This window comes from Vibrio sp. 704 (genome assembly GCF_033339295.1).
Map to the genome: position 1 here is coordinate 39,444 of NZ_JAWOUH010000011.1, position 22,810 is coordinate 62,253.

Sequence of the window (22,810 nt, forward strand, 5' to 3'; positions counted from 1 at the left end):
ATGAGCGTAGCTTCTGAGAATATAAATTGAGTGAATGAATAGTATCGAAACGAAAGGAAGAAGAAATGAACTTCTACGAATTTGTAGGTAAAACTGGGCAACATTCCACATATTCTATAAATGTACGAGCACTGCTATTAATCAATGCTCGTAATGGTCGCGCGGCCATTGTTTAACGCTATATTAACCTGTAAGAACGGCGTCTTCTGGATATTTGACCAAGGTAGGTTCAGGACGTGCCAACATGTAGGCAAGCGTGAGCGGCCCAATACGACCAATGATCATCACCACGATCATAATGTATTTACCAGGTTCAGAAAGTTCCGCAGTCAAACCGGCGGTGAGCCCCACTGTGGCAAATGCGGAAATGGTTTCAAACATAACCTTATCAAAGCTGGCCTTCTCGGTAAGCATCAATAAAAACATTGCGCTTGTCAGGATGGCTCCGCTCACAACGATAATTGCCAATGACTTAGTCACAGTTTGCCAATTTATGGTTCGCTTAAACATAACCACATGTTTCTTTTGGCGTAAAAAGGTCCACGTAGCCATAAACGCAACAGCAAATGTGGAAACTTTAATACCGCCTCCCGTTGAGGTGGAACCCGCTCCAATTAACATCAGAACAATCATGACCAGTAAGGCTGGCTGGGTAAACAACGCCAAGTCAACACTATTAAACCCTGCCGTTCGAGCACTCGCAGATTGAAAGAATGCCGCCAACCATTGCCCTGTTGCAGGTAAAGACGCCATTGTGTTTGGGTTGCTTCGCTCAAGTAACCAAAACATCATCGTTCCGACTAAGAGCAATATCGGTGTCGCAATCAGCATGATTTTGGTGTGAAGATGCAAAAAGTGGAAACCTTTGCGCCAGTTTAGCCAGATGTCACCCACAACAGTAAAACCAAGCCCGCCAAAAATGAATAGCCCCGCCAGTGTAAAGATAACCAACGGATCATTCACAAAGCTCATCATACTGTCAGAAAACAGCGCGAACCCAGCGTTGTTAAATGCAGAAATTGCATGAAACAAGGCGTAAAACATACCAGTCTGCCAGCCCATTTCAGGGACCCAGCGGATAGAGAGAAAAATAAACCCGATCGTTTCTGCAACAAGCGCGAAAACAACAATCCGCTTTACTAGTCGGTTTAGATTGACTTGCCGATCTTGCCCTAATGCTTCTTTCGCCAGCGCTTGTTGACGCAAACTCAAACGCACGCCGAACATATAGAGTAAGACCGCCGACAACGTCATCTGCCCCAACCCACCGATTTGCATTAAAAACATCAGCAAGATTTTACCCGCAAGCGTAAAGTGTTGCCCAGTATCGACAACACCAAGCCCTGTCACACTAATAGCGGACGTTGCGGTAAACAAAGCATCCGTTATCGACAGGCCCGTAACAGAAAAAACTGGCAAGGTTAGCAATACCGCAGAAGGCAGTAAAACACCGAGAAAACTGAGCAATATAATTCGCGGTTCGTTGCCTTTCGCTTTCTCTTGTTTACCATCTGGTGCGTAAAAAACACCTTTCTGATGAAAATACGTCATAGCGATTTTAATTTATTTGCGAGCGCATCTTGAGGGCCGACCACAATAATTAGGTCACCAATTTCTAGTGTGGTATTAAGGTCAGGTGCCTTGGTAATTTCTGGGCCCCGTTTAAACCCTAGCACTTGCACGCCATCGACTTTGCACAGAGCCAAATCACTTAGTGTCTTACCCATCCAACGAGAGCCAATCACAAACTCCGTCATAGCTAAGCCACTGCCTAATGGGTGGAACTCAAGAACCCGTTTATCGAGCATTTTACGCGCGACACGTATCCCCATGTCACGCTCAGGCATGATAATGTGGTCTGCGCCAATTTTTTGCAGAACACGAGCTTGGAAGCGATCGTTGGCTTTAACCCATACTGACTTTACTCCCGCCTCTTTAGCAATCAATGTCGCAAGAATACTGGCATTGACATCCGCTCCGATGGCAATCATCACCATGTCGTAATCATCAAGTTTGAGCTCAGCAACCGTCTCTTCGTGAGTACAGTTAGCCACAACCGCCTGACTAACAAAACTGGCGGCTTCTTTAACTCTGTCTTCGTTGATGTCAACGGCTAAAACTTGAGCGCCTGAATCTTGTAACTCTTTACACACTGCCAAACCAAATCGGCCAAGACCAATAACGGCGAATTGCTTATCACCTGTTTTCATTTGTGCCCCATCTTATGCATTCATTAGCAAGCAAAAAAGTTTGCGCCCATTCCTTACCTTGTGCAAACCTGCGGACAGATAATTGACAAAAGCTTAACGCACCTTGATTCACTTTACGTGTTAAGCGTATGACACTGATTAACTTTTTTCCTCATTACCGAATAGAAACCGTCGCGATGGCTACATAATTGGATGCCTTAAAACGCAAAAAGCCGCAAGAATGCGGCTTTTAGATCATGGGATAAACTGGCTATTTTGATTCGCGCTTATCATGCGGTTTACGTTTATTCTTAGGCACGTAATTTAAAATTGAAACTGGTACTGGCTTTCTTGGCGCAAAACCTTCAATTTCCACTCGCTCTAGCAAGTGCCCTAAACGACTTTCAATCATGCAGAGGTTCTTAAAGTCGTCTTTTGAAACCAGTGATATCGCCTCACCTTTCGCGCCAGCACGACCTGTACGACCAATACGATGTACATACTCATCCGCTGGGTAAGGTAAATCGTAGTTGATGACAACTGGCAGATTATCAATATCAATACCGCGCGCAGCAACGCCGGTTGCGACTAAGTACTGGATTTCACCCGCTTTAAACTTTTCTATTAATTCCTGGCGAACACGCTGATTACGGCCACTGTGGAATGCTTCTGCCACAATGCCACGTTTCTCAAGTTGGCTTACCAGTTTGGCTGCACCGTATTTAGTTTCAATAAATACCAGTACTTGCGACCAGTCATTTTCTTTAAGCAAGTGACTTAACAGCGACGACTTCATGTCTTTATCGACGGTCGTGATCCACTGTTTAATATTTGATTTTGATGCACTGTGCTTTGCAATCGTGATCTCTTCAGGATCAATAATCGCATTTTTCGCCAAGTCACGAACAGGGTTAGATAACGTCGCTGAGAACAGCAAACTTTGCACATGTTCTGGCATACAGTCGACGATTTTGTCGATCGCATCGATGAATCCCATATCCAACATTTTGTCGGCTTCATCAAGCACTAGCATTTCCACTTCATCAAAGTGAATCGCGCGTTGACCGTACAGATCAATCAAACGCCCAGGCGTGCTTACCACAATATCGACACCCTCGATCAAGGCTTGTTTTTGTGGTGCATAATCCACACCACCAAACATCGCCATTGAGCGTAATGGTAAGTTTTTACCATAAGCTTCAATACTTTGATGAACCTGAAGCGCAAGTTCGCGTGTTGGCGTTAGGATAATCGCACGAGCGCGTTTTTTACGTTGCGTTTCGCCTCGACTAAGCTTTTCTAAGATTGGCAGAACAAAACTGGCCGTTTTACCTGTGCCCGTTTGCGCTGCTGCAATTAAATTGCGGCCACGCAATACGATTGGAATGGCTTTTTGTTGGATAGAAGTGGGTTTTTCATAACCTAGCGCTTTTACTGCATCAGCAATCGATGCGCTTAAACCAAGCTTAGAAAATGGCATAGAAAGGTCTCAACAGAGGAAATGGGCGCGTAGTGTATCAGAATCCCCGTGAAGTAACAGAAGGATTCATGCGCGAAAAACTAGGAACATGACACAATCTTAGCCCATGAAATTGGGCTGCAAACCTTTTTCTAATTTTTTCCTCACTTTGTAGGAAACATCATTAAGCGTGATTTTCCCCGTTTTGTGGCGGTCGATACCTGCATTCTGTCGATAGGCAATTGAGCCTTGTCTGAACAAAACGAAAGACGGCGGTTTACCAATCGCAGCAGGGTAGAGAATGGCCATGTAAGCATCTTCTAAGCTATTAATTTTATTTCGATAGGGCCAATAGTACGCTTTCACATAGTCAAGTTGTTCAAGCGCGCTCATTCTCGCAAGAGTCTTTGTGTTCACTCCTAATGATTCTGCGGTAGAGGGCATAAATTGAATTAACCCTGTAGCCCCGCTTCCGGAACCATTTTTGATGCTTGGACTGAAAGTTTCAGCAGTTTCAAATGCCATGCACGCCATAAGATGATTAGGATTGATCTTTAGCTCTTTACTAATACGGATGACTTTAGATTTGAACTCTGGAGAAACTTTACCTCCCCACGCGACCGCGTTCTCGGGATCTGCAATCGAAGAGACCGTTGATGCGTCATGTTCTTCGACAATTTTAGAAAGTAGAGGAAGCGTTTGGCGTAGTCGATGGCTCGAACTCACCAAGCGAATTGATTTGGTAAGAAACTTGTCTTTTTTTTGATGTAGTTTTTGGAACTTTACTAACTTATACAGTTGCTTATAAACCGTTTTCACAACGAAGCCGGATGTAGGGAACACTCCCAGAATGTAATCCATTTCCTACAAATTTAATATAAATATCAGCAACAGGAATTCTAGATGTGATCAATGTCACCATAAAAATTCTCAAATTCGATACACACCGATGTAAGTGGTCAATGTGTCTCCAACACGCTAGAAGTAAAAGTAAAGAGGCATTAAAAAGGTCTTACCAATTTTTTGGTAAGACCTGGGCTTACTGATTCTCGGATAAGCGAATGTATATTCTTACAGTTCAGCTTCCCGAACCAGTTCTGCAAGCGTCGACAAACGCTGCTCACTTTGTTTTACGTAAGGATTATTCGTATCCCAAGCATATCCAGCCAAAATCGCACTAATCATCTGTTTAATACGTGGGTTCGGGTTTTGATAGAAAATCACATCTTGCAACGTGCCGTTGTACCAGCCTTCCACATAAGTGCGGAATGTGTTCACTCCCACCATTAAGCGTTGCGAGTACTCTTCTTGCCAATCAACCTTTTCACCATTCAGGTGACGAACCACGCAGTCCGCTGCAAACTCTGCCGATTTCATGGCGATAGTGACACCCGATGAAAATACAGGATCAAGAAACTCACCAGCATTACCAAGCAACGCGTAGTGCTCTGTCGCTAAACGTTTGACGTTAGCAGAATAGCCACCCAACTCGCCTGCTGGATTCGGGTAATTCGCGTTTCGCAATAAAGCAGCCAAACCCGGCTCTTCATTGGCTAACTGCTGCAACGCTGCAATCTTATCTTCTGGGTATTGTTCGAAAAATTCTGGCTCACCCACCACACCAAACGAACAGGTACCATTAGAGAATGGGATTAGCCAGTACCATACGTCGTGATTTTCAGGATGAACTGAAATTAAAATTTTGTTGCGATCGTATTCCGGCTCTTGGGGAGAGATATGATCTTCGATATGGGTAAAGATCGCTTTTCTAGGCGGAAGACAAGAAGGTTCTTCTAGCTCCAACAAGCGTGGCAAAACACGCCCAAAGCCACTTGCATCCAGCACAAAATCTGCTTCGATTTGATAAGCCTTCTTATTTGAGTCGAGCACTTCTAATCGAGACTTTTTCCCTTCAAACACTAGGTTGAGCAGCTCATGCTGATAACGAATCTCTACGCCTTGCACTTCAGCGCTATCTGCCAATACTTTATCAAAGTTGGCACGTTGAACCTGAAACGTCGTGCCCGGTCCTGGTGTGTATTTGTTTGTAAAGTCGAACTGGGTGTATACGCCATTACGACGAAATGCAGCACCATCTTTATACTGGAAACCAAACTGCTTTACTGCATGAGTCATTCCTGCTTGTTCAACAACTTCCATACATGCAGGGAGTAGGCTTTCTCCTATGGAAAAACGTGGAAAAGTCGCTTTTTCTAAGACAACAACATCTATGCCACGCGATTTTAATAAGGCAGAAACGGTTGAACCTGATGGCCCCGCTCCTACGACAACAACTTGCTTGAGCTCTGTTTTCATTCTGAATTTAGTTTGCTTGTAGTTTTAATAAGGTATGACCAAGGCCAATATTGTCGGTTCTTTCAACGACAGATAAACCTGCCGCTTCGACAATTTCTAAGAAATCATCACTGCGATAAAAGCGACTATTACCGTTAGCTAAACAGGTAAAATAAAGAGAAGTGGCATTAAGGCTATAGGAAGCTCCCGCGTATTTTTGAGCATCCCAAAACAGCTCCAATACGTAAATAGTATCTCCCTTCGTTAACTGGGCTTTAACTTTTTTAAGGATATTGAGGATCTCAATTGGGGAAAAGCAATCCAAGAACTGGCTCATCCACCATACGTCAGCATGCTCAGGCAATGTTTGTGCTTTATCAAGCATGTTTGCAGGGTATGGACGTACACGCTCGACGAACTGGTTTTCTGAAACATTCTTCATCGCTACTTCTAATTGCTGCGGTAAATCAACAATCGTCACTTGAACGTCAGGGTCATGTTTACAACACTGAATCGCCCATTTTCCCGTATTTCCGCCAATATCCACAAGATGCTTTGGCTTCCTTGCAAATACCTCTTTAAGCAGAAGTGGGAACGAGCGATCCGAATAGAAATGATCGAACTTAAACCAGCTCTGTTTGGCTTGTTCTGGTAACGTCGATAGACCTTGATAAATGGTCTCCCAATTGCCCAACTCTTTCAAACCTGACGGTTTACCTTCTTGAATTGCTTCCGTCAAATGCATCATCGCGGCGTAACAAACATCTGCCGTAAAATCCATGTTTGCATTCGTCATACCATCATGAAGAAGGTAAAAACCAAGGTTTGCAAGCGAATAGTTAGGTCGTTCCCATAAAACAATATGCGCACTAATCGCCATATCCAACAGTACTTTAACACCATATTCTGATACTCCCGTTTTCTCGGCAATATCTGTGGCACTCATGCCTTGTGCGCCAGCGCTGTCTAAAGCGGCTAAAATACCTAAATCTCGAAGCGTTTTGGCGGTCTGGAACACGATTGGTGCAAAAGATAACTTCTGAGCTTCTGTCTTCGCTTCAAAAGCATTAAAAGGGTCATTATTTTGATTTAACACGGAAAAACCTAACTGCAATTAATAGTTTTATTGTTGAGATTGATTGCCCAACAATGCAATAGCTCGCTGAATATCAACATTCAAGTTGTTTACCCAACGATTGTAATTGCGGTGGATTTTGCCATCACTTGCTTTGAGATTTACTGAGTTGAGATAAATAATTGAGTAATATTTATTATTGTATGGGATTTTTACTTCTGCAGAGTGTTTACGAACGTGGATTTTTGCAATAAGAACACCAGGGCTTACTTCTTCGATCGTCCAGCCTCGGTTAGTTGCTGATTGCACTATGGCCATTTTTACTTGTTTATTTTGAAGATCATAAGCAACTGGAGTATCCTCCACATTCATTACAGGTTGTACTCGTCCACAACCAACAAGAAGCAAAGTTAATAATAACGAGACATACAGCTTAAAACGCGACATGATAATTTCCTTTTTATTGTGAATTTGGGTCAACCCCAATTTGTATCGAGCTGTAAAATAAACAATTTAACCCAATATGCCAAACTCGAAGATCAACATTTCGTTCAATATTGATGCGTGGACAGCGAATTCATTCGGTTTATCCGAATCCAATGAATGGAAACAATGGGCAACAGAGATAAAATGGCCAGAAGATGGCAAAATCAATGTTGCAAATATTCCTGCGATGATGCGCAGAAGAATGAGCCCACTCAGTAAACTGGCGGTACAAACTGCAATCGAAATGCTTAATCAACATCAAGTTGATTACCTTGTATTTTCAAGCCGTCATGGTGAACTGCATCGCAGCGTCGCACTAGTTGAAGATATAATTAATGGAGAAGAGGCGTCTCCGATGGCTTTTTCTCAATCGGTGCACAATACCGCCGCAGGGCTTGCCACTATCGCAACTAAACAACCCATTCCCCTAACTTCTATCGCTGCGGCAGAAAACACATTCCAAAGCGCAATATTAGAAGCATGGCTGTTTTTGTACGACAATCCTGACAAAAAAGTACTGCTTGTTGATTTTGATGAGCCTATGCCTGACTCTTATTTAGAATATGAAAACCAACAATACCAAGGGTTTGGACTTGGCTTAATACTTTCTCATGGAGACAATTTCGCGATACAAAGCTCCATAAACGCAGAACGTTCCGGTCATCCTCTTCCTCAAGGTTTAGTATTTTTGCAACAATACTTGTTAGATAAAAGCCAGTGGACTATTTTCGCTCCGCAACAAGCTTGGGAATGGCACAAAAAATGACTCGCTTAAATCAGTATTGGCGTGTGCTAGCAACAGGCTTTTGTTTTTCAGTATTTGGGTTAGGTGGTTTAGTACTGAGCTTCATTGTTATTCCGACCATTCGTATTTTTGTTTCAGACCAAACGGAACGCGAATATAAAGTTCAAGGTGCGATTCGATATTCATTCAACACATTTTGTAAATTGATGAAGTTGAGTGGCGCAATCGATTATCAAATTATTGGTGCCGATATTCTTCAACAAGATCGTAATTGTTTAATTGTTGCCAACCACCCTAGTTTAATCGATTACGTTCTCATTGCTTCACAATTAAATCGCTGCGACTGTTTAGTAAAATCGGCAATATGGTCGAATCCTTTTATGAAGCACATCGTAAAAGCAGCCGGATATATTCCCAATGAAGCACCGGATGATTTATTAGCACTTTGTGATGAACGATTTAACAAAGGCAACGTGTTGCTTATATTTCCTGAAGGAACAAGAACAACGCCAGGTGTAGAACCGAAATTACAACGTGGTGCAGCACAAATTGCGGTAAGAACAGAACGAGATTTAAGAGTTGTCCATATTACGGTAACGCCAAGTTTCCTCACAAAAGAGAAAAAATGGTATCAAGTACCGGCAACAAAGCCCTTTTTCAGGGTTGAAGTTAAGGATAAAGTTGAGATTACCCCCTTTATAAAGCAAACTACGTCGCCGACAATAGCGGCGCGACGCTTACAACAGCACCTAGCTGAAAACATTTTTCCAGAAAACTTTTATTAATAAGCAGGTCCCAGTGGAACAGTTACACAACGACATTAAGCAACTTATTATTGATGCTTTAAACCTTGAAGATTTAACCGTAGATGATATTGAAACGGATGCACCACTTTTTGGTGATGGACTTGGCTTAGATTCTATCGACGCGCTTGAGCTTGGACTCGCAATAAAAAAACAATACAACATCGTTATTGATGCCGACGACTCAAATACGCGCGAACACTTTGCTTCTGTAGCAAATCTAGCGAAATACGTTTCTTCTCAAACTAATGAATAAGTTGTAGGTATATTCATGACTGATGTAAATAAAGATCAAGTATTTGAACAAGTTAAAGATGCGCTTGTTGAGCTGTTCGAAATTGATGCAGCCGACATTCAATCAGATGCGCACTTATACCAAGATCTCGATCTTGATAGCATTGACGCCGTTGATTTGGTCGTACACCTACAGAATGTCACTGGCAAAAAAATCAAGCCGGCAGAGTTTAGTACAGTAAGAACCGTTGACGATGTGGTTAACGCTGTTACTGAGTTATTGAAGGAAAGTTAATGCGCCAATTGCTGACTGGTCTGTCTGCAATTGTACTGTTTGCCTACCCCTTCGCCGTCTATTTCGGTATAGATAAATTTGGCTTGAACTTAGTTGGGGGCTTGTTAATTGCTGCGTTACTTTTGCGTGTTTTCGTCGCAAATAAGACCCCACTAAAAGAGTTTAAGTTCTTGGCGCTCGTTACAGGCGCTGTTGGCATTGTCCTAATTACGCTTGGCATGGTGTTTAAACAACATGGGTGGCTTCAGTTTTACCCTGTCGTTGTCAATGTATGTATGCTGTGTGTATTTGGACTGAGCTTAAAACAGCCGCAATCGATCATAGAGAGGCTTGCTCGCTTGCAAGAACCCGACCTTCCGGCTAGTGGCGTGGCTTACACTCGCAAAGTGACGATGGTTTGGTGCGCCTTTTTTACGCTCAACGCTGCCGTTGCACTCTATACCTGTTTCCTACCAGTAAAAATATGGACGCTTTATAACGGCCTCATCAGCTACTTACTTGCTGGTGGCTTGTTCGCTGGAGAATGGATCGTGCGTCAATTTGTTCGAAAGGAACACTAATCGTATGAATACAACGTATTCGAGCTTTACCTCCCTAGCGACCTTGTTCATCGCAGAGAGGTCTGAGCAATCCCCAGTCTCTTACGATCGCGACACGGTTATCACGTGGGGTGATTTCCAGCAGCACGTCGCAACACTTGCTCAGCAGTTAGAAACCCAACCAACGCAAAACATTGCGTTGTGTTTTGGCAACAGCTACCTGTTTGCCGTTGGCTTTTTTGCTTGTTGTTATGCAGGAAAATCCATTGTATTACCTGGTAATTACCAACCAGAAGCACTCAAAGAGCTCAGTGAGCACTACGATTTGTTGCTGCATGATGCCGATGTCTCGGCTCCAGAACTCGTGAGCTCGCTTTTGATCGAAGCTCAATCATTGCTAGAAACCACCGTGATTAACGAGCCAGAGGCCAAACAACCTTATTTTTGGCGTGAATTAAACCTGGCGGAAATACCGGTAACGCTATTCACTTCGGGTTCAAGCGGCACACCAAAAGCCATTGCAAAAACGCTGAAACAGCTCGATATCGAAGTTTCTATTCTAGATAACCTATGGGGCGACACGGTTGCCAGCACACGCATTGAAAGCACCGTTTCTCATCAACACATTTACGGCTTGCTGTTCCGCGTATTGTGGCCTTTGTGCTCTGCACGTCCATTTTCAGCACACAACCTTGAGTTCCCAGAGCAAATTGTCCATCACGCTGATGCTGACACCACGCTAGTAAGCAGCCCTGCGTTACTAAAACGACTCAGTGAAGAGCACAATCCGGTTGCGATTCGGTGCGTATTTTCTTCTGGTGGTCCCTTGCCAAACCAAGCCGCGCAGCACAGCCAGTTGTTGTTTGGGTCACTTCCTATTGAAGTTTTTGGCAGCACAGAAACCGGCGGCATCGCTTACCGTCAGCAGCACGTAGCTAGCACTCCCTGGACGTTATTCCCTGGTGTTGAAGCCGAGCTTAACCATGAAAATTGTTTAAAGCTCCGCTCGCCACACATTGATGAAAACACTTGGTACCAAACTGCGGATGAATGCTATTTCCATGATAGTATTTCTTTTGAATTGCGTGGACGCACTGACCGAATCGTCAAAGTCGAAGAAAAGCGTATTTCCCTTGTCGAAGTGGAAAAACGTTTAGAGCAACTGCCGTGGGTTCAAGAAAGCGTGGTGATCCCAATGGAAGAATCTGGTCGCCTCACGTTAGTCTCGATCATCGTACTTAACGATCAAGGCAGCGATGTGCTTAATGAACTTGGTAAAGGCAAATTTTGGCTTGAGCTTCGCAAGGCACTGCGCAATTGGCTAGAACCGATCGCTATCCCGAGAAAATTCCGAGTGGTCGACGAAATTCCATTGAACAGCCAAGGCAAACGCCAAGTTGCTGAAATTGAAAAACTATTCCAATAAAGCTAGTAACATGGAAAAAAGAAAACCAACTATTCAGAATATTGAAGTGAGTGACCATACCGCGGAGCTGTCGCTGCGAGTGGATGCTGACATCTTAGATTTCCAAGGTCATTTCAATCACTTCCCTCTTTTACCCGGCGTCACTCAAATTGATTGGGCGCTGTTCTACGCCGTTCAATATTTGAATACTCCCAAGGTATTTAAAGGAATGGAAGTCATCAAATTTCAAGAGCCGATTCTGCCAAACGCCGACGTTTGCCTCTCACTCTCTTGGGACAATGAGCGTGAGAAATTGACCTTTAAGTACACATCGAAAAACGGTGAAACCTTGGTGACTCACTCGTCAGGAAAAATGAAACTGGGTGAGTCACGTGAGTGATTATCGCCCCTGCTTTTTAATTCCTTGCTACAACCACGGCAGCACAATTGCAGACGTGGTGGCATCGTTATCCTCTTTCGCTTTGCCAGTGCTGGTCGTGGACGACGGCTGCAATGAAGACACCAAACAAGCGCTTTCTGCTTTGAGCAAGAAAGGGCTGATAAAACTGATTAGTTTGAGCGAAAACCAAGGTAAAGGTGGCGCGGTGATGGCTGGCCTACATCAAGCTCACAAACTTGGTTTTACGCACGCAATTCAAATCGACGCAGACGGTCAACACGACCTAGAAGCATTGCCGAAATTGCTCAGCGCCAGCGAAACAAAACCAGATAACCTGATTTCGGGCCAACCGATATACGACGAGAGCGTACCTAAATCCCGTTTGTATGGTCGCTACGCTACGCACGTTTGGGTGTGGATAGAAACCTTGTCACTGTCTATCAAAGACAGCATGTGCGGTTTTCGCGCCTACCCAGTGGCGAAAACGGTCGCCGTGTTGAACAAGTACAACATCGGCAAACGCATGGATTTTGATATCGAAATTCTGGTGCGAATGTATTGGGAAGGCGTCGATATTGATTTTGTTCCAACGCGCGTGATCTACCCTGAAGGTGGCATTTCCCACTTCGACGCATTGTGGGATAACGTCAAGATAAGCTGGATGCACACTCGCCTATTTTTTGGCATGTTGCCGCGCATTCCTTCGCTACTCGCCAGAAAGCGCCAAAACACAGATGACAGTAATGCCCACTGGTCGAAACGAAAAGAACAAGGCACGATTTTAGGCATCAAAACCTTACTCGCGGTTTACCGCTTGTTCGGCAGAAAAGCGTTTGACCTGATTTTAAAATTAGTCATGCGCTACTACCACTTCACGGGTAAATCTGCCCGTGAAGCGTCTGAGGTTTACCTGCAAAACTTGCAGTACTACGCAACGCAGCAGAGCATCGCACTACCAAAACAGTTGGACAGCTATCATCATCTGCTTTCTTTTGGGCGAACCATGCTCGACAAACTGGCTGCCTGGCAAGGTGACTTTAACGTCGATAACCTAACCATTCACGGCCAGCATCATTTCGAAGAGATGGCGCAGAAAAAACAAGGCGTGCTCATTTTAGGCTCGCACCTTGGCAATATCGAACTCTGCCGTGCGCTTGGTCGTCGACACTCTCATGTCAAAATCAATGCCTTGGTATTTACCCAACACGCTGAACAATTTAATGCGGTAATGAAGGCGGTAAACCCAAATTCGGAACTGAATCTGATTCAAGTCAGCTCAATGGGACCAGACACCGCGATTCTGCTTCAACAAAAAATCGAGCAAGGCGAATGGGTGGTGATCGTTGGCGATCGCACTTCTACCAGCAAAGAAAATCGTGTCGTTTGGGCAGATTTTCTTGGTAAACCAGCGCCATTTCCGCAAGGCCCATTCATGCTGGCCTCGGTATTAAAAGCGCCGGTTTATCTACTCTTCGGCCTACGCGACGATGAAGCAAACACTCCGCATTTTAATGTGTACTTTGAACACTTTAGTGACCAAGTCACGCTACCACGCAAGGAGCGTCAGCAGGCACTAGAACGCGTTGTTCAACAGTACGCACAAAGATTAGAACACCACACACTGCAAGCGCCGTTACAGTGGTACAACTTTTTTAACTTCTGGACTTTAAGTAATCAGCCACATGACAAACAACAATAATCACAATATCACTTTTGGTGCCCAATCTTTAACCATCGAAGATGTCGTTGCCATTGCTCAAGGTGCAAAGGCACACATGAACACCTCGCCAGAATTTACCGCGAAAATTGATCGTGGCGTGGCGTTTCTGGAACGATTACTGAAGGAAGAAGGCGTTATTTACGGCGTGACCACGGGTTACGGCGATTCATGTACTGTGGCGATTCCACCCGCTCTTGTGGATGAACTTCCGTTGCACCTTACACGCTTCCATGGTTGTGGCTTAGGTCAAATCCTTTCTCATGAGCAAGCTCGTGCGGTGCTGGCAACACGTTTATGTTCATTGTCGCAAGGCGTATCTGGCGTGTCTCACGATCTGTTGAACCAAATCGTTACGCTTATCAACCACGACATTGCGCCGCGTATTCCACAAGAGGGCTCGGTGGGCGCAAGTGGCGATTTAACGCCTCTGTCTTACCTAGCGGCGACCTTAATTGGCGAACGTGAAGTGCTTTACAAAGGTGATGTGCGACCAACACAAGAAGTGTTTGCAGAGCTGGGCATTGAGCCAATTCGCCTAAAACCAAAAGAAGGTTTGGCGTTAATGAACGGTACATCCGTGATGACGGCCCTCGCCTGTCTTGCCTACAAACGTGCAGAATACCTAGCGCAGCTTTGCACCAAGATTACCGCGATGGTCTCTGTGGGTATGCAAGGTAATGACTTCCACTTTGATGAAGCGTTGTTTGCGGTAAAACCTCATCCTGGTCAACAGCAAGTTGCGGCTTGGCTGCGTGATGATCTCAATGCTGAGCGTCCGCCACGCAATAGCGACCGACTGCAAGATCGTTACTCGCTGCGTTGTGCGCCACACGTCATTGGCATGGTGCAAGACTCACTGCCTTGGCTACGTCAATTGATTGAGAATGAACTAAATAGTGCCAACGACAATCCAATCATCGATGGCGACAATGAGCGCGTTCTGCACGGCGGTCACTTCTACGGTGGTCATATCGCAATGGCGATGGATACGTTGAAAGTGAACATTGCCAACTTAGCTGATTTGCTGGATCGTCAGATGGCGCAATTGATGGATTACAAGTTCAATAACGGCCTGCCGTTTAACTTAACCGGTGCAGAAGGCGAGCGTAAACCGATCAACCACGGCTTTAAAGCGGTTCAGATTGGTATCTCAGCTTGGACGGCAGAAGCGTTGAAAAACACCATGCCAGCAAGCGTTTTTTCTCGCTCAACCGAATGTCACAACCAAGACAAAGTGAGCATGGGCACCATCGCGGCTCGTGATTGCTTACGCGTACTTGAGTTAACAGAGCAAGTTGCTGCGGCTTCACTCCTAGCAAGCGTTCAAGCGGTTGAGATTCGTCGCCGTCATAACGAATTGGACGAACACCACATGAGTCAGAGTTTGCGAGTAATTCGTGACGCCGTACTGAGCGAGTTTGAATTTGTGATTGAAGATCGCCCATTGGAACAAGATTTGCGTCATTTCATTGAACGCATTCAGCAACGTCATTGGCCACTCTACGCGGAGGTATAATGCAAGAGCAGGTTCTCTACCCATTAGAAGCGGAGGTGACTATGGTCACCTCATTCCAAGATGCTGACCCGATGGGCGTGATTTATCACGGCAACTTCTTTCGATATTTTGAAGAAGCGCGTCGTGTGCTGATGGAGAAGATCCAATACAGCTATCGCGATATGCAAGACTCTGGGTATATGTGGCCGATCATCGACACGCGCGTTAAATACGTCAAGGCGATTCCGTTTAATCACACCATTCGCATTACCGCGCAACTCACGGAATGGGAAAACCGCTTGCGTGTGGATTACGTGATTTACGACGCCGAAACGAATCAACGTATGTGCAAAGCGCATACAACGCAAGTCGCCGTATCCATTGAAAAGCAAGAGATGTGCTTTGTTTCTCCAGCAATCTTTTTAGATAAAGTAAAGCAATGGCACAACCATGGGAGTCTGGACTAATGCAAAAGTGGTTACTCTCTTTTTTGCTGATATTTTCTGTTTCAGCACTGGCCACACCGACAGCAAACGTAACGGATTTGGCATCGCTTCAACAGCAGTTGTCTCAGCATGAAATCGTGCGCGGAGATTTTACGCAGCAGCGTCATCTGGAAATGTTCAGTCAACCTCTAACCTCTAAAGGTCAGTTCACACTGAGCAAAACACATGGCTTGTTGTGGCAACAAACAGAACCTTTCGCAGTCAATTTGGTATTGACGGAAAACAAACTTCGTCAAACTTTTGCCGACCAAGCACCGAAAACGATCTCTGCACAAGAAAACCCAATGGCGTTCTACTTTAGTCATGTGTTTTTATCCGTGTTCCACGGGGATACTTCTGCACTGCGAGAACAATTCACACTCGATTTTTCAGTTGAGAACAATCAGTGGCAGCTCGTTTTAGTGCCAAAACAGTCACCATTAAATGCGGTGTTTCAATCCATCACTCTTTCCGGTAAAACGCACATTGATCGCCTAACCCTACAAGAGCTGCGTGGCGATAAGACCGAAATCACGTTTACGAACCAGACCTCTCTACCTCAGGAACTCACGGATGCCGAAGACGCTCAATTCCGTTTCTAAACTCAGTCTTGGCACTCACACCTTTGCTCTGGTTTGGCTCAATCTCGTTGTTTTAGCGGGCGCGTTGCTACTCAAACAATGGGTTTGGAGTGCAGAATCTCCGATTGAGACCAACATTTTAAAACTGTTGCCGAAGAACCAACAAAACCCGGTGGCTGAGCAAGCCTTTGAGTCGGTCTCGGCAAGTATGAGCGACAAAGTCATTTTCGTGATCACAGCCCCGGACAAAAATGCCCTTTTTGCAGCAGCCGCTGAATTTGATAAGGGTTTGCGTCAGAGTAATCATTTTCGCGATGTGGTGGGAAAAATCTCACCTCAAGAGCAGCAAGCTTGGGCGAGTTACTACTTTAAGCACCGCTTCCAATTGCTGACGCCTGAACAACGAGAGCGTTTAAGCCAAAATCCAGAACAGCAAGTGCAGCATGTGATTCAGTCGCTGTACAACCCGTTTTCTGGAGTGACCGGGCAAGAGTTACAAAATGATCCTTTCTTGCTATTTCGTGATTATTTGAGCCAAGTTACCCAGCAATCGTCCTCTTTCCGATTGGATAACGGCTATCTGTCCGTCGAAAAAGACGGTGCTCAATACTTGCTTATTACTGCCGAGCTAAAAGACTCGCCTTATAGCCTAACTGGGCAGCTTGCAGTCCCTGATATTCAAGCGCTAGAACAAGGCGTCGCGCAGAAATATGGCGCTGAAGTCGCACATACTGGCGTTCTATTTTACGCCGACTTTGGTACGCAAAGTGCAAAATCGGAGATCAGTACCATCGGTGTGTTCTCTCTGCTCGGTATCATTGCATTGTTCGTATTGGTCTTTCGTAGTGTGGTGCCACTGTCTCTCGCACTGCTTTCAATCACCATTGGCTTGCTCGTTGCGTTGTCCGTTACGACGTGGATTTTTGGAAAAGTCCATCTGTTCAGTTTAGTGTTTGGCGCAAGTTTAATCGGCGTGTCTATCGACTACGCATTCCACTACCTAACCGAACGTCTTGCGGCGGGAAATGAATGGGATAGCGAGCAAGGATTAAAGCATATTTTCATAGCTATCACACTTGGCTTAATCACCAGTTTGATCGGCTATTTGGGCATGTTAGTGGCACCGTTTCCAGGTTTGCAGCAGCTTGCGCTGTTTTCATCCATTGGTCTGATTGCTGCTTACATCACCGTGGTGGCTTGGTATCCGATACTGGCTCGTAACCCATCGCGATCCATTTCGAACTTACCAGGACAATCACTGTTGGCGAAATGGTTAACGCTTTGGAATCAACCTCGAATTAAAGTCGGATTGCCGATGTTATGTGTGGTTGCGAGTGGCTTTTTCTTGCTGCAATTGAACTACGATGACGACATTCGTCTACTGCAAACGATGCCGAACGATCTCAAGCAGCAAGAAACCTTGATTACGACGCTTAGTGGCATGCAATCTTCGCAGCAAATGTTGGTCGTTACCGCCGACGATGACGAAAACCTAATGAAAAAGCTGGAGTCTTTGACGCCAACATTAGAAGCGTGGAAAGCGGACAGCACCATCGAAAGCTACCAAAGTCTGAGCCGCTACTTGAGCTCGGTGGAGCGTCAGCAACAAGACTATCAATTGATTCGCGATCTTTACGCGACACAATCCAGCCCACTAGCTTCCGGACTGAGCTTAAGTAAAAAGCCTAAAATGGACGCCGACTTTATCCCTGTCACGGTTGATCAGTACTTGCAAAACCCAGTATCAGCGCCTGTGCGTTTTCTCCATTTGGGTAAGATCAAAGGAAAATCTGCAACGGTAGTGGTGTTAAACCAATTGCAAGACTCCGCCGTTGTTAAGGCATTTGCCAAATCGCAGTCTGATGTTGTTTATCTAAACAAAGCTGAGGAAATATCCGCCCTATTTGGTGAATACCGAATCAAAATCATGGAACTATTGGCAGCCGCCAGTGCTGTGATCTTTCTGGTATTAATCAAGCGGTACGGTCTGCAACACAGTTGGCGAGTTTTACTGCCATCATTGATTGCTTGCGCCTGCGGTCTGGCAACGGCAGTCGCGATGGGAACAACATTAAACCTATTCAACTTGCTTGGCTTGGTGCTCATTCTTGGTATCGGGATCGATTACACTCTGTTCTTTGCCGAGAAAGCCCGCAGCGTGAGCACACTATTGGCGATCACCCTTTCGGCAATAACCACTGTGCTGTCATTTGGGTTGCTATCACTCAGCCAAACTCACGCGATTCACAGTTTCGGCATTACGGTGTTAAGTGGTATTTTTGTTGCTTGGCTGCTCTCTCCGATTGCGATTAAAACAGAGGAAACGACGTCATGATTTTTAACCATGCTTTTCGCTGCGCGACGTTAATCGTACTGAGTCTGTTTTTAAGTGCATGCAGCTTGGTCCCTCACCAATCGACGCCTCTGGTCGACATTGCCGAGCACACCCAAGTTAGCTTGCCCACTCCCGCAAGCTTGGGCTATCAGTTGTCTGCCAGTCAGTTAATTACGGCTTCTTGGGCAATAGATGGTAAAACCACATCTGAGCAACTTCCGGTACAACTGCAAGTGACCAACAACGAAGTGGTGTTGGCAGGCTTTTCATCCTGGGGGACAAGAGTACTCTCACTGTCTTACGATGGAGAACAAATTCAAACCGAAGTGCTCAACGGTTTACAAGGTTCGCTACCGCAGCCAGAACAGGTATTATTTAACCTGATGATCACGCTCTGGCCGAGTTCCGCTTGGGAAGGATCGTTAAATGAGGTAAGGTGGCGAATTATTGATAAAAATAATTCTCGCGCCATCTTTGATAGCGACGGTGAAAAGATCATTGAGATTCAATACAGCTCTTCTAACAAGTTAGAGGGTAAGATTGATTTTCATCACCTCAAACATCAGTTTTCAATTTCTATTCAAACACTGCAACATCAGATTAATTAAGAACAATTTAGAATAACAATATGCCTATTCGCTCTTCTCAACCTTTGTATATTCAGGCCTGTGGCTTTCACTCTGCCATGGGACAAGATGATGCGCTCATCCACCAGTGTTTATCGGGAGCGAAGCCATCCAACATGGTGGTTGACCGAGATATTTTAAATTCAGGCCGCCAAACAGTAATCGGTCGAATCGCACAGACGTTACCGCAATTACCACCCGCACTCAGCCAGTTTGATACGAGAAACAACCGCCTCGCACTTTCGGCTTTGCAGCAAATCGAAGGCGACGTGCGTGACGCCATTGCTAAATATGGTCGTGACCGTATCGCAGTCGTGATCGGCACCAGCACATCTGGCATTTCAGATGGCGAAATCGCATTTGGTGAAAAGCTGGCAAAGGGTAATTTTCCTGCCGACTACCATTACACCAAACAAGAGCTTGGCAACTGCAGCGATTTTATTGCCGCCTACTTTGATTTGAGCGGCCCACATTACTCAGTTTCAACCGCCTGTTCTTCTAGTGGCCGTGTCTTTTTAACCGCGCAACGCCTGATTCGCTCTGGCATTGTTGATGCAGTTATTGTGGGTGGTGTGGATACCATTTGTCGCCTCACACTAAACGGCTTTAACGGTTTAGAAGCTCTATCCGATACCCTTTGTAAGCCGTTTGACCAACATCGCAACGGCATCAATATCGGTGAAACCGCAGCATTAATGTTGCTAAGCAAAACACCTGCGCCCGTTGCTCTTCTCGGAGCTGGCGACAGCTCAGACGCACACCATATTTCCGCACCACATCCAGAAGGGTTAGGCGCAGAAGAAGCGATGAAAAAAGCGTTGGCCAATGCAGGACTTACAGCGCAAGACATTGGTTACATCAACGCGCATGGCACAGCAACGCCGTTAAACGATGCGATGGAAAGCAAAGCCATTCATCGCTGCTTTGGTGACTCCGTTCCCGTAAGCTCGACAAAGCCACTTACCGGACACACATTAGGCGCAGCAAGTGCAACGGAAGCCGCGATCGCTTGGCATATTCTCAAGTACAACCTTGATTTGCCAATACAACACTGCGAAACCAAAGCAGACGATATCCATATATCGTTAGTTGAGACGCCAACCAAACTGGGTAACAAAGCGATTCTCAGCAACTCTTTTGCTTTTGGTGGCAATAATATTAGTCTTATTTTTGGTTACGCTCATGACTAAACTTCCTCCCATCGAACAACTTTTGCCACACGACAAACCAATGATCTTGGTCGATCGTGCTTTGGATGTTCAACAAGATACGACTCACTGCCAGGTTGATATCGCAGAACACAACCCGTTCTTCGACTCGGCCTCTCAAACTGTGCCAGCTTACGTTGGCATTGAGTTTATGGCGCAATCTGTCGCGGCGTGGTCTGGTTACCACGCATTAATGAAAGAACAAGCGCCACCGATTGGCTTTTTGCTTGGTAGCCGTCGATACACGTCTGAATGCGATACGTTTTCTCGCGGACAGGTGCTCGATGTGTATGCTGAAAAAGTTATGGAAGATAACGGTATGGCGGTTTTTTCAGCCCGTATTGAGCTACAAGGAACTGTTGTAGCGACTTGCCAATTGAACGTTTACGTTCCATCAGAAGAAAAATTACAAGAAATGAAAATCAGGAGTCAACAATGACCCGACAAGTCCTCGTTACAGGTGCCAGCAAAGGCATCGGTAAAGCCATTGCCGTTCAATTAGCCAAAGATGGTTTCCAAGTCATTGTCCATTACATGGGCGATCAACAAGGCGCGCAAGACACCCTAAACACCATCGAACAGCATGGTGGTAGCGGTCGTCTTATCCAATTCGACATCAGTGACCGTGCAGATTGTCGTGAGAAGCTAGAAGCCGATATCGCCGAACACGGCGCTTACTATGGCGTAGTAAACAACGCTGGCATTACAAAAGATACCGCTTTCCCTGCGATGACCGAAGAAGAATGGGATGGTGTGATTCATACCAACTTAGACAGCTTCTACAACGTTCTTCACCCTTGTGTTATGCCAATGGTGCAAAAGCGCAAAGGCGGCCGAATTGTTACGCTTGCATCAGTCTCTGGCCTAATGGGGAATCGTGGTCAAACTAACTACAGCGCAGCGAAAGCGGGCGTAATTGGTGCAACAAAATCACTCGCGCTTGAACTGGCAAAACGCAAAATCACCGTCAACTGCGTTGCTCCAGGGCTTATCGACACAGGCATGGTAGACGAACACGTGAAAGAACATGCGATGCCGCAAATTCCTTTGCGCCGCATGGGAGAGCCAGCAGAAGTTGCTGGTTTAGTCAGTTACCTTATGTCTGACATCGCAGGCTATGTAACTCGCCAAGTCATTTCGGTAAACGGAGGCCTAGTATGAGCCATCGAGTTGTTGTAACCGGAATGTCAGGCGTGACTGCGTTTGGTAACGATTGGCAATCTGTCGAACCAAAACTGCGTGACTGCCAGAACGCGACGCAATACATGCCTTCTTACGAACAGTATGATGGTTTGAACACCAAGCTCGCGGCACCAATTTTAGATTTTGAACTGCCAAAGCACTACAAGCGCAAGCAAGTACGCGGCATGGGGCGTGTTTCCAAATTGGCGACCGTCGCAACAGAAAACGCACTGAGCCAAGCAGGTTTGATTGGTAACGACGTACTCACCAATGGTCAAACGGGTATCGCATACGGCTCATCAACAGGCAGTACTGATGCAATCGGTGCATTTGGTGTCATGCTGAATGAGAAAACCACCAAAGCGATCACCGCAACGACTTACGTGCAGATGATGCCGCATACCACAGCAGTGAACGTTGGTCTATTTTTCGGTTTGAAAGGCCGAGTGATCCCAACCAGCAGTGCATGTACCTCTGGCAGCCAAGCAATCGGCTACGCCTACGAAGCGATCAAACATGGCTACCAAACGGTAATGGTTGCTGGTGGCGCTGAAGAATTGTGCCCAACGGAATCCGCTGTCTTCGATACCCTTTTTGCCACCAGTCTGAAGAATGAAGACCCGAAAAGCACACCAAGACCTTATGACTCCGATCGCGATGGTTTGGTGATTGGTGAAGGTGCGGGAACGCTAGTTCTGGAAGAGTACGAACACGCCGTCGCTCGTGGCGCGAAAATCTATGCAGAAATCATCGGTTTTGCCAGCAACTGTGATGCCGCACACGTCACTCAACCACAGATGGAAACCATGCAAATCTGTATGGAAATGGCTTTGCAAAATGCGGGCATTCCTGCTGAGAAGATCGACTATGTATCTGCTCACGGCACTGCCACCGACCGCGGCGATATTGCGGAAAGCAACGCAACAGCGAATGCTCTGGGCAAAGTGCCAATCAGTTCACTCAAGAGCTACTTTGGCCACACACTAGGCGCCTGTGGCGCGATTGAAGCGTGGCTAGGTTTAGAAATGATGCACACAGGCTGGTTCAACCCAACGCTCAACCTAAAAAACCTCGACGAGCAATGTGGTGATTTAGACTACATCGCCGGACAAGGCCGAGAGCTGGACGTGAAATATTTGATGAGTAACAACTTCGCCTTTGGCGGCATCAACACCTCCATCATCTTTAAAAAGATGTAATGCCCTTAGTAAATGCAAAAGCGCTGGTTAACCAGCGCTTTTTTGTTGGTTGCC

The 22,810-nt window shown here is 45.7% G+C and carries 24 protein-coding genes; 17 read left to right on the forward strand and 7 right to left on the reverse strand.

Annotated features, from left to right (window positions below):
• Positions 1 to 183: 183 nt before the first annotated feature.
• The 7 genes from R7R24_RS15350 to R7R24_RS15380 all read right to left on the reverse strand — a co-directional run bounded on the left by R7R24_RS15350 (position 184) and on the right by R7R24_RS15380 (position 7,465).
• The gene (locus R7R24_RS15350; protein ID WP_005388288.1) at positions 184 to 1,551 is read right to left on the reverse strand and encodes a TrkH family potassium uptake protein; all 1,368 of its coding nucleotides are present in this window, start codon (positions 1,549 to 1,551) and stop codon (positions 184 to 186) included.
• Positions 1,548 to 2,210, reverse strand: a complete 663-nt coding sequence (locus tag R7R24_RS15355) for a potassium channel family protein (protein ID WP_005388291.1) — start codon at positions 2,208 to 2,210, stop codon at positions 1,548 to 1,550. The genes R7R24_RS15350 and R7R24_RS15355 overlap by 4 nt, the downstream gene beginning before the upstream one ends.
• 250 nt (positions 2,211 to 2,460) lie before the next feature.
• A complete protein-coding gene (locus R7R24_RS15360) occupies positions 2,461 to 3,669 on the reverse strand; it encodes a DEAD/DEAH box helicase (RefSeq protein ID WP_054578003.1) in 1,209 nt (402 codons plus the stop codon).
• Positions 3,670 to 3,768: 99 nt separating this feature from the next.
• On the reverse strand, positions 3,769 to 4,509 hold the full coding sequence (locus R7R24_RS15365; protein WP_080960101.1) for a transglycosylase SLT domain-containing protein: 741 nt from the start codon (positions 4,507 to 4,509) through the stop codon (positions 3,769 to 3,771).
• A gap of 210 nt (positions 4,510 to 4,719) precedes the next feature.
• Positions 4,720 to 5,964: an NAD(P)/FAD-dependent oxidoreductase gene (locus tag R7R24_RS15370; RefSeq protein ID WP_054578004.1), complete on the reverse strand. Its 1,245-nt coding sequence runs from the start codon at positions 5,962 to 5,964 to the stop codon at positions 4,720 to 4,722.
• 7 nt (positions 5,965 to 5,971) lie between these two features.
• Complete coding sequence (locus R7R24_RS15375; RefSeq protein ID WP_017634791.1) at positions 5,972 to 7,039, reverse strand: class I SAM-dependent methyltransferase; 1,068 nt, start codon at positions 7,037 to 7,039, stop codon at positions 5,972 to 5,974.
• Positions 7,040 to 7,066: 27 nt separating this feature from the next.
• Complete coding sequence (locus R7R24_RS15380) at positions 7,067 to 7,465, reverse strand: hypothetical protein (protein WP_005382272.1); 399 nt, start codon at positions 7,463 to 7,465, stop codon at positions 7,067 to 7,069.
• Between the two features lie 76 nt (positions 7,466 to 7,541).
• Here R7R24_RS15380 and R7R24_RS15385 point away from each other — a divergent pair, with 76 nt between their 5' ends.
• The 17 genes from R7R24_RS15385 to R7R24_RS15465 are packed head-to-tail and all read left to right on the forward strand — an operon-like array spanning position 7,542 to position 22,756.
• Positions 7,542 to 8,270 (forward strand): beta-ketoacyl synthase chain length factor, encoded by a 729-nt coding sequence (locus R7R24_RS15385; protein WP_025766965.1) that lies wholly within the window; start codon positions 7,542 to 7,544, stop codon positions 8,268 to 8,270.
• Positions 8,267 to 9,034 carry a lysophospholipid acyltransferase family protein gene (locus R7R24_RS15390; protein WP_005388305.1) on the forward strand — a complete coding sequence of 256 codons (768 nt, stop codon included), beginning with the start codon at positions 8,267 to 8,269 and terminating at the stop codon, positions 9,032 to 9,034. Before R7R24_RS15385 ends, R7R24_RS15390 begins: the two co-directional genes overlap by 4 nt.
• Before the next feature lie 13 nt (positions 9,035 to 9,047).
• Positions 9,048 to 9,308, forward strand: a complete 261-nt coding sequence (locus R7R24_RS15395) for a phosphopantetheine-binding protein (protein WP_005382278.1) — start codon at positions 9,048 to 9,050, stop codon at positions 9,306 to 9,308.
• 15 nt (positions 9,309 to 9,323) lie between these two features.
• Positions 9,324 to 9,581 carry an acyl carrier protein gene (locus R7R24_RS15400; protein WP_025766966.1) on the forward strand — a complete coding sequence of 86 codons (258 nt, stop codon included), beginning with the start codon at positions 9,324 to 9,326 and terminating at the stop codon, positions 9,579 to 9,581.
• Positions 9,581 to 10,141, forward strand: a complete 561-nt coding sequence (locus tag R7R24_RS15405) for a hypothetical protein (protein ID WP_025766967.1) — start codon at positions 9,581 to 9,583, stop codon at positions 10,139 to 10,141. Before R7R24_RS15400 ends, R7R24_RS15405 begins: the two co-directional genes overlap by 1 nt.
• A gap of 4 nt (positions 10,142 to 10,145) precedes the next feature.
• Positions 10,146 to 11,546: an AMP-binding protein gene (locus R7R24_RS15410; RefSeq protein ID WP_054578005.1), complete on the forward strand. Its 1,401-nt coding sequence runs from the start codon at positions 10,146 to 10,148 to the stop codon at positions 11,544 to 11,546.
• A 10-nt stretch (positions 11,547 to 11,556) separates the two neighbouring features.
• On the forward strand, positions 11,557 to 11,925 hold the full coding sequence (locus R7R24_RS15415; RefSeq protein ID WP_047102874.1) for a 3-hydroxyacyl-ACP dehydratase: 369 nt from the start codon (positions 11,557 to 11,559) through the stop codon (positions 11,923 to 11,925).
• Positions 11,918 to 13,624 (forward strand): glycosyltransferase family 2 protein, encoded by a 1,707-nt coding sequence (locus tag R7R24_RS15420; protein WP_054578006.1) that lies wholly within the window; start codon positions 11,918 to 11,920, stop codon positions 13,622 to 13,624. The genes R7R24_RS15415 and R7R24_RS15420 overlap by 8 nt, the downstream gene beginning before the upstream one ends.
• The gene (gene hutH, locus R7R24_RS15425) at positions 13,608 to 15,161 is read left to right on the forward strand and encodes an HAL/PAL/TAL family ammonia-lyase (protein WP_047102876.1); all 1,554 of its coding nucleotides are present in this window, start codon (positions 13,608 to 13,610) and stop codon (positions 15,159 to 15,161) included. Before R7R24_RS15420 ends, hutH begins: the two co-directional genes overlap by 17 nt.
• The gene (locus R7R24_RS15430; RefSeq protein WP_054578007.1) at positions 15,161 to 15,607 is read left to right on the forward strand and encodes an acyl-CoA thioesterase; all 447 of its coding nucleotides are present in this window, start codon (positions 15,161 to 15,163) and stop codon (positions 15,605 to 15,607) included. Before hutH ends, R7R24_RS15430 begins: the two co-directional genes overlap by 1 nt.
• On the forward strand, positions 15,607 to 16,227 hold the full coding sequence (locus tag R7R24_RS15435; protein ID WP_054578008.1) for a LolA family protein: 621 nt from the start codon (positions 15,607 to 15,609) through the stop codon (positions 16,225 to 16,227). Before R7R24_RS15430 ends, R7R24_RS15435 begins: the two co-directional genes overlap by 1 nt.
• Positions 16,199 to 18,541 (forward strand): MMPL family transporter, encoded by a 2,343-nt coding sequence (locus R7R24_RS15440; protein ID WP_054578009.1) that lies wholly within the window; start codon positions 16,199 to 16,201, stop codon positions 18,539 to 18,541. Before R7R24_RS15435 ends, R7R24_RS15440 begins: the two co-directional genes overlap by 29 nt.
• Positions 18,538 to 19,149, forward strand: coding sequence for a DUF3261 domain-containing protein (locus R7R24_RS15445; RefSeq protein ID WP_054578010.1), 612 nt, complete (start codon positions 18,538 to 18,540; stop codon positions 19,147 to 19,149). Before R7R24_RS15440 ends, R7R24_RS15445 begins: the two co-directional genes overlap by 4 nt.
• Positions 19,150 to 19,169: 20 nt before the next feature.
• Positions 19,170 to 20,357, forward strand: coding sequence for a beta-ketoacyl-[acyl-carrier-protein] synthase family protein (locus tag R7R24_RS15450; protein WP_054578011.1), 1,188 nt, complete (start codon positions 19,170 to 19,172; stop codon positions 20,355 to 20,357).
• Positions 20,350 to 20,814 (forward strand): hotdog family protein, encoded by a 465-nt coding sequence (locus R7R24_RS15455; RefSeq protein ID WP_054578012.1) that lies wholly within the window; start codon positions 20,350 to 20,352, stop codon positions 20,812 to 20,814. Before R7R24_RS15450 ends, R7R24_RS15455 begins: the two co-directional genes overlap by 8 nt.
• Positions 20,811 to 21,536 carry a 3-oxoacyl-ACP reductase FabG gene (fabG, locus tag R7R24_RS15460; protein ID WP_054578013.1) on the forward strand — a complete coding sequence of 242 codons (726 nt, stop codon included), beginning with the start codon at positions 20,811 to 20,813 and terminating at the stop codon, positions 21,534 to 21,536. The genes R7R24_RS15455 and fabG overlap by 4 nt, the downstream gene beginning before the upstream one ends.
• On the forward strand, positions 21,533 to 22,756 hold the full coding sequence (locus R7R24_RS15465; protein WP_042523982.1) for a beta-ketoacyl-ACP synthase: 1,224 nt from the start codon (positions 21,533 to 21,535) through the stop codon (positions 22,754 to 22,756). The genes fabG and R7R24_RS15465 overlap by 4 nt, the downstream gene beginning before the upstream one ends.
• Positions 22,757 to 22,810 lie beyond the last annotated feature (54 nt).

Coding starts and splice junctions, on each gene's coding strand:
- R7R24_RS15350 (WP_005388288.1), bottom strand. CDS start 1,551: ATGACGTATTTTCATCAGAAAGGTGTTTTTTACGCACCAGATGGTAAA.
- R7R24_RS15355 (WP_005388291.1), bottom strand. CDS start 2,210: ATGAAAACAGGTGATAAGCAATTCGCCGTTATTGGTCTTGGCCGATTT.
- R7R24_RS15360 (WP_054578003.1), bottom strand. CDS start 3,669: ATGCCATTTTCTAAGCTTGGTTTAAGCGCATCGATTGCTGATGCAGTA.
- R7R24_RS15365 (WP_080960101.1), bottom strand. CDS start 4,509: ATGGATTACATTCTGGGAGTGTTCCCTACATCCGGCTTCGTTGTGAAA.
- R7R24_RS15370 (WP_054578004.1), bottom strand. CDS start 5,964: ATGAAAACAGAGCTCAAGCAAGTTGTTGTCGTAGGAGCGGGGCCATCA.
- R7R24_RS15380 (WP_005382272.1), bottom strand. CDS start 7,465: ATGTCGCGTTTTAAGCTGTATGTCTCGTTATTATTAACTTTGCTTCTT.
- R7R24_RS15385 (WP_025766965.1), top strand. CDS start 7,542: ATGCCAAACTCGAAGATCAACATTTCGTTCAATATTGATGCGTGGACA.
- R7R24_RS15390 (WP_005388305.1), top strand. CDS start 8,267: ATGACTCGCTTAAATCAGTATTGGCGTGTGCTAGCAACAGGCTTTTGT.
- R7R24_RS15400 (WP_025766966.1), top strand. CDS start 9,324: ATGACTGATGTAAATAAAGATCAAGTATTTGAACAAGTTAAAGATGCG.
- R7R24_RS15405 (WP_025766967.1), top strand. CDS start 9,581: ATGCGCCAATTGCTGACTGGTCTGTCTGCAATTGTACTGTTTGCCTAC.
- R7R24_RS15410 (WP_054578005.1), top strand. CDS start 10,146: ATGAATACAACGTATTCGAGCTTTACCTCCCTAGCGACCTTGTTCATC.
- R7R24_RS15415 (WP_047102874.1), top strand. CDS start 11,557: ATGGAAAAAAGAAAACCAACTATTCAGAATATTGAAGTGAGTGACCAT.
- hutH (WP_047102876.1), top strand. CDS start 13,608: ATGACAAACAACAATAATCACAATATCACTTTTGGTGCCCAATCTTTA.
- R7R24_RS15430 (WP_054578007.1), top strand. CDS start 15,161: ATGCAAGAGCAGGTTCTCTACCCATTAGAAGCGGAGGTGACTATGGTC.
- R7R24_RS15435 (WP_054578008.1), top strand. CDS start 15,607: ATGCAAAAGTGGTTACTCTCTTTTTTGCTGATATTTTCTGTTTCAGCA.
- R7R24_RS15440 (WP_054578009.1), top strand. CDS start 16,199: ATGCCGAAGACGCTCAATTCCGTTTCTAAACTCAGTCTTGGCACTCAC.
- R7R24_RS15445 (WP_054578010.1), top strand. CDS start 18,538: ATGATTTTTAACCATGCTTTTCGCTGCGCGACGTTAATCGTACTGAGT.
- R7R24_RS15450 (WP_054578011.1), top strand. CDS start 19,170: ATGCCTATTCGCTCTTCTCAACCTTTGTATATTCAGGCCTGTGGCTTT.
- R7R24_RS15455 (WP_054578012.1), top strand. CDS start 20,350: ATGACTAAACTTCCTCCCATCGAACAACTTTTGCCACACGACAAACCA.
- fabG (WP_054578013.1), top strand. CDS start 20,811: ATGACCCGACAAGTCCTCGTTACAGGTGCCAGCAAAGGCATCGGTAAA.
- R7R24_RS15465 (WP_042523982.1), top strand. CDS start 21,533: ATGAGCCATCGAGTTGTTGTAACCGGAATGTCAGGCGTGACTGCGTTT.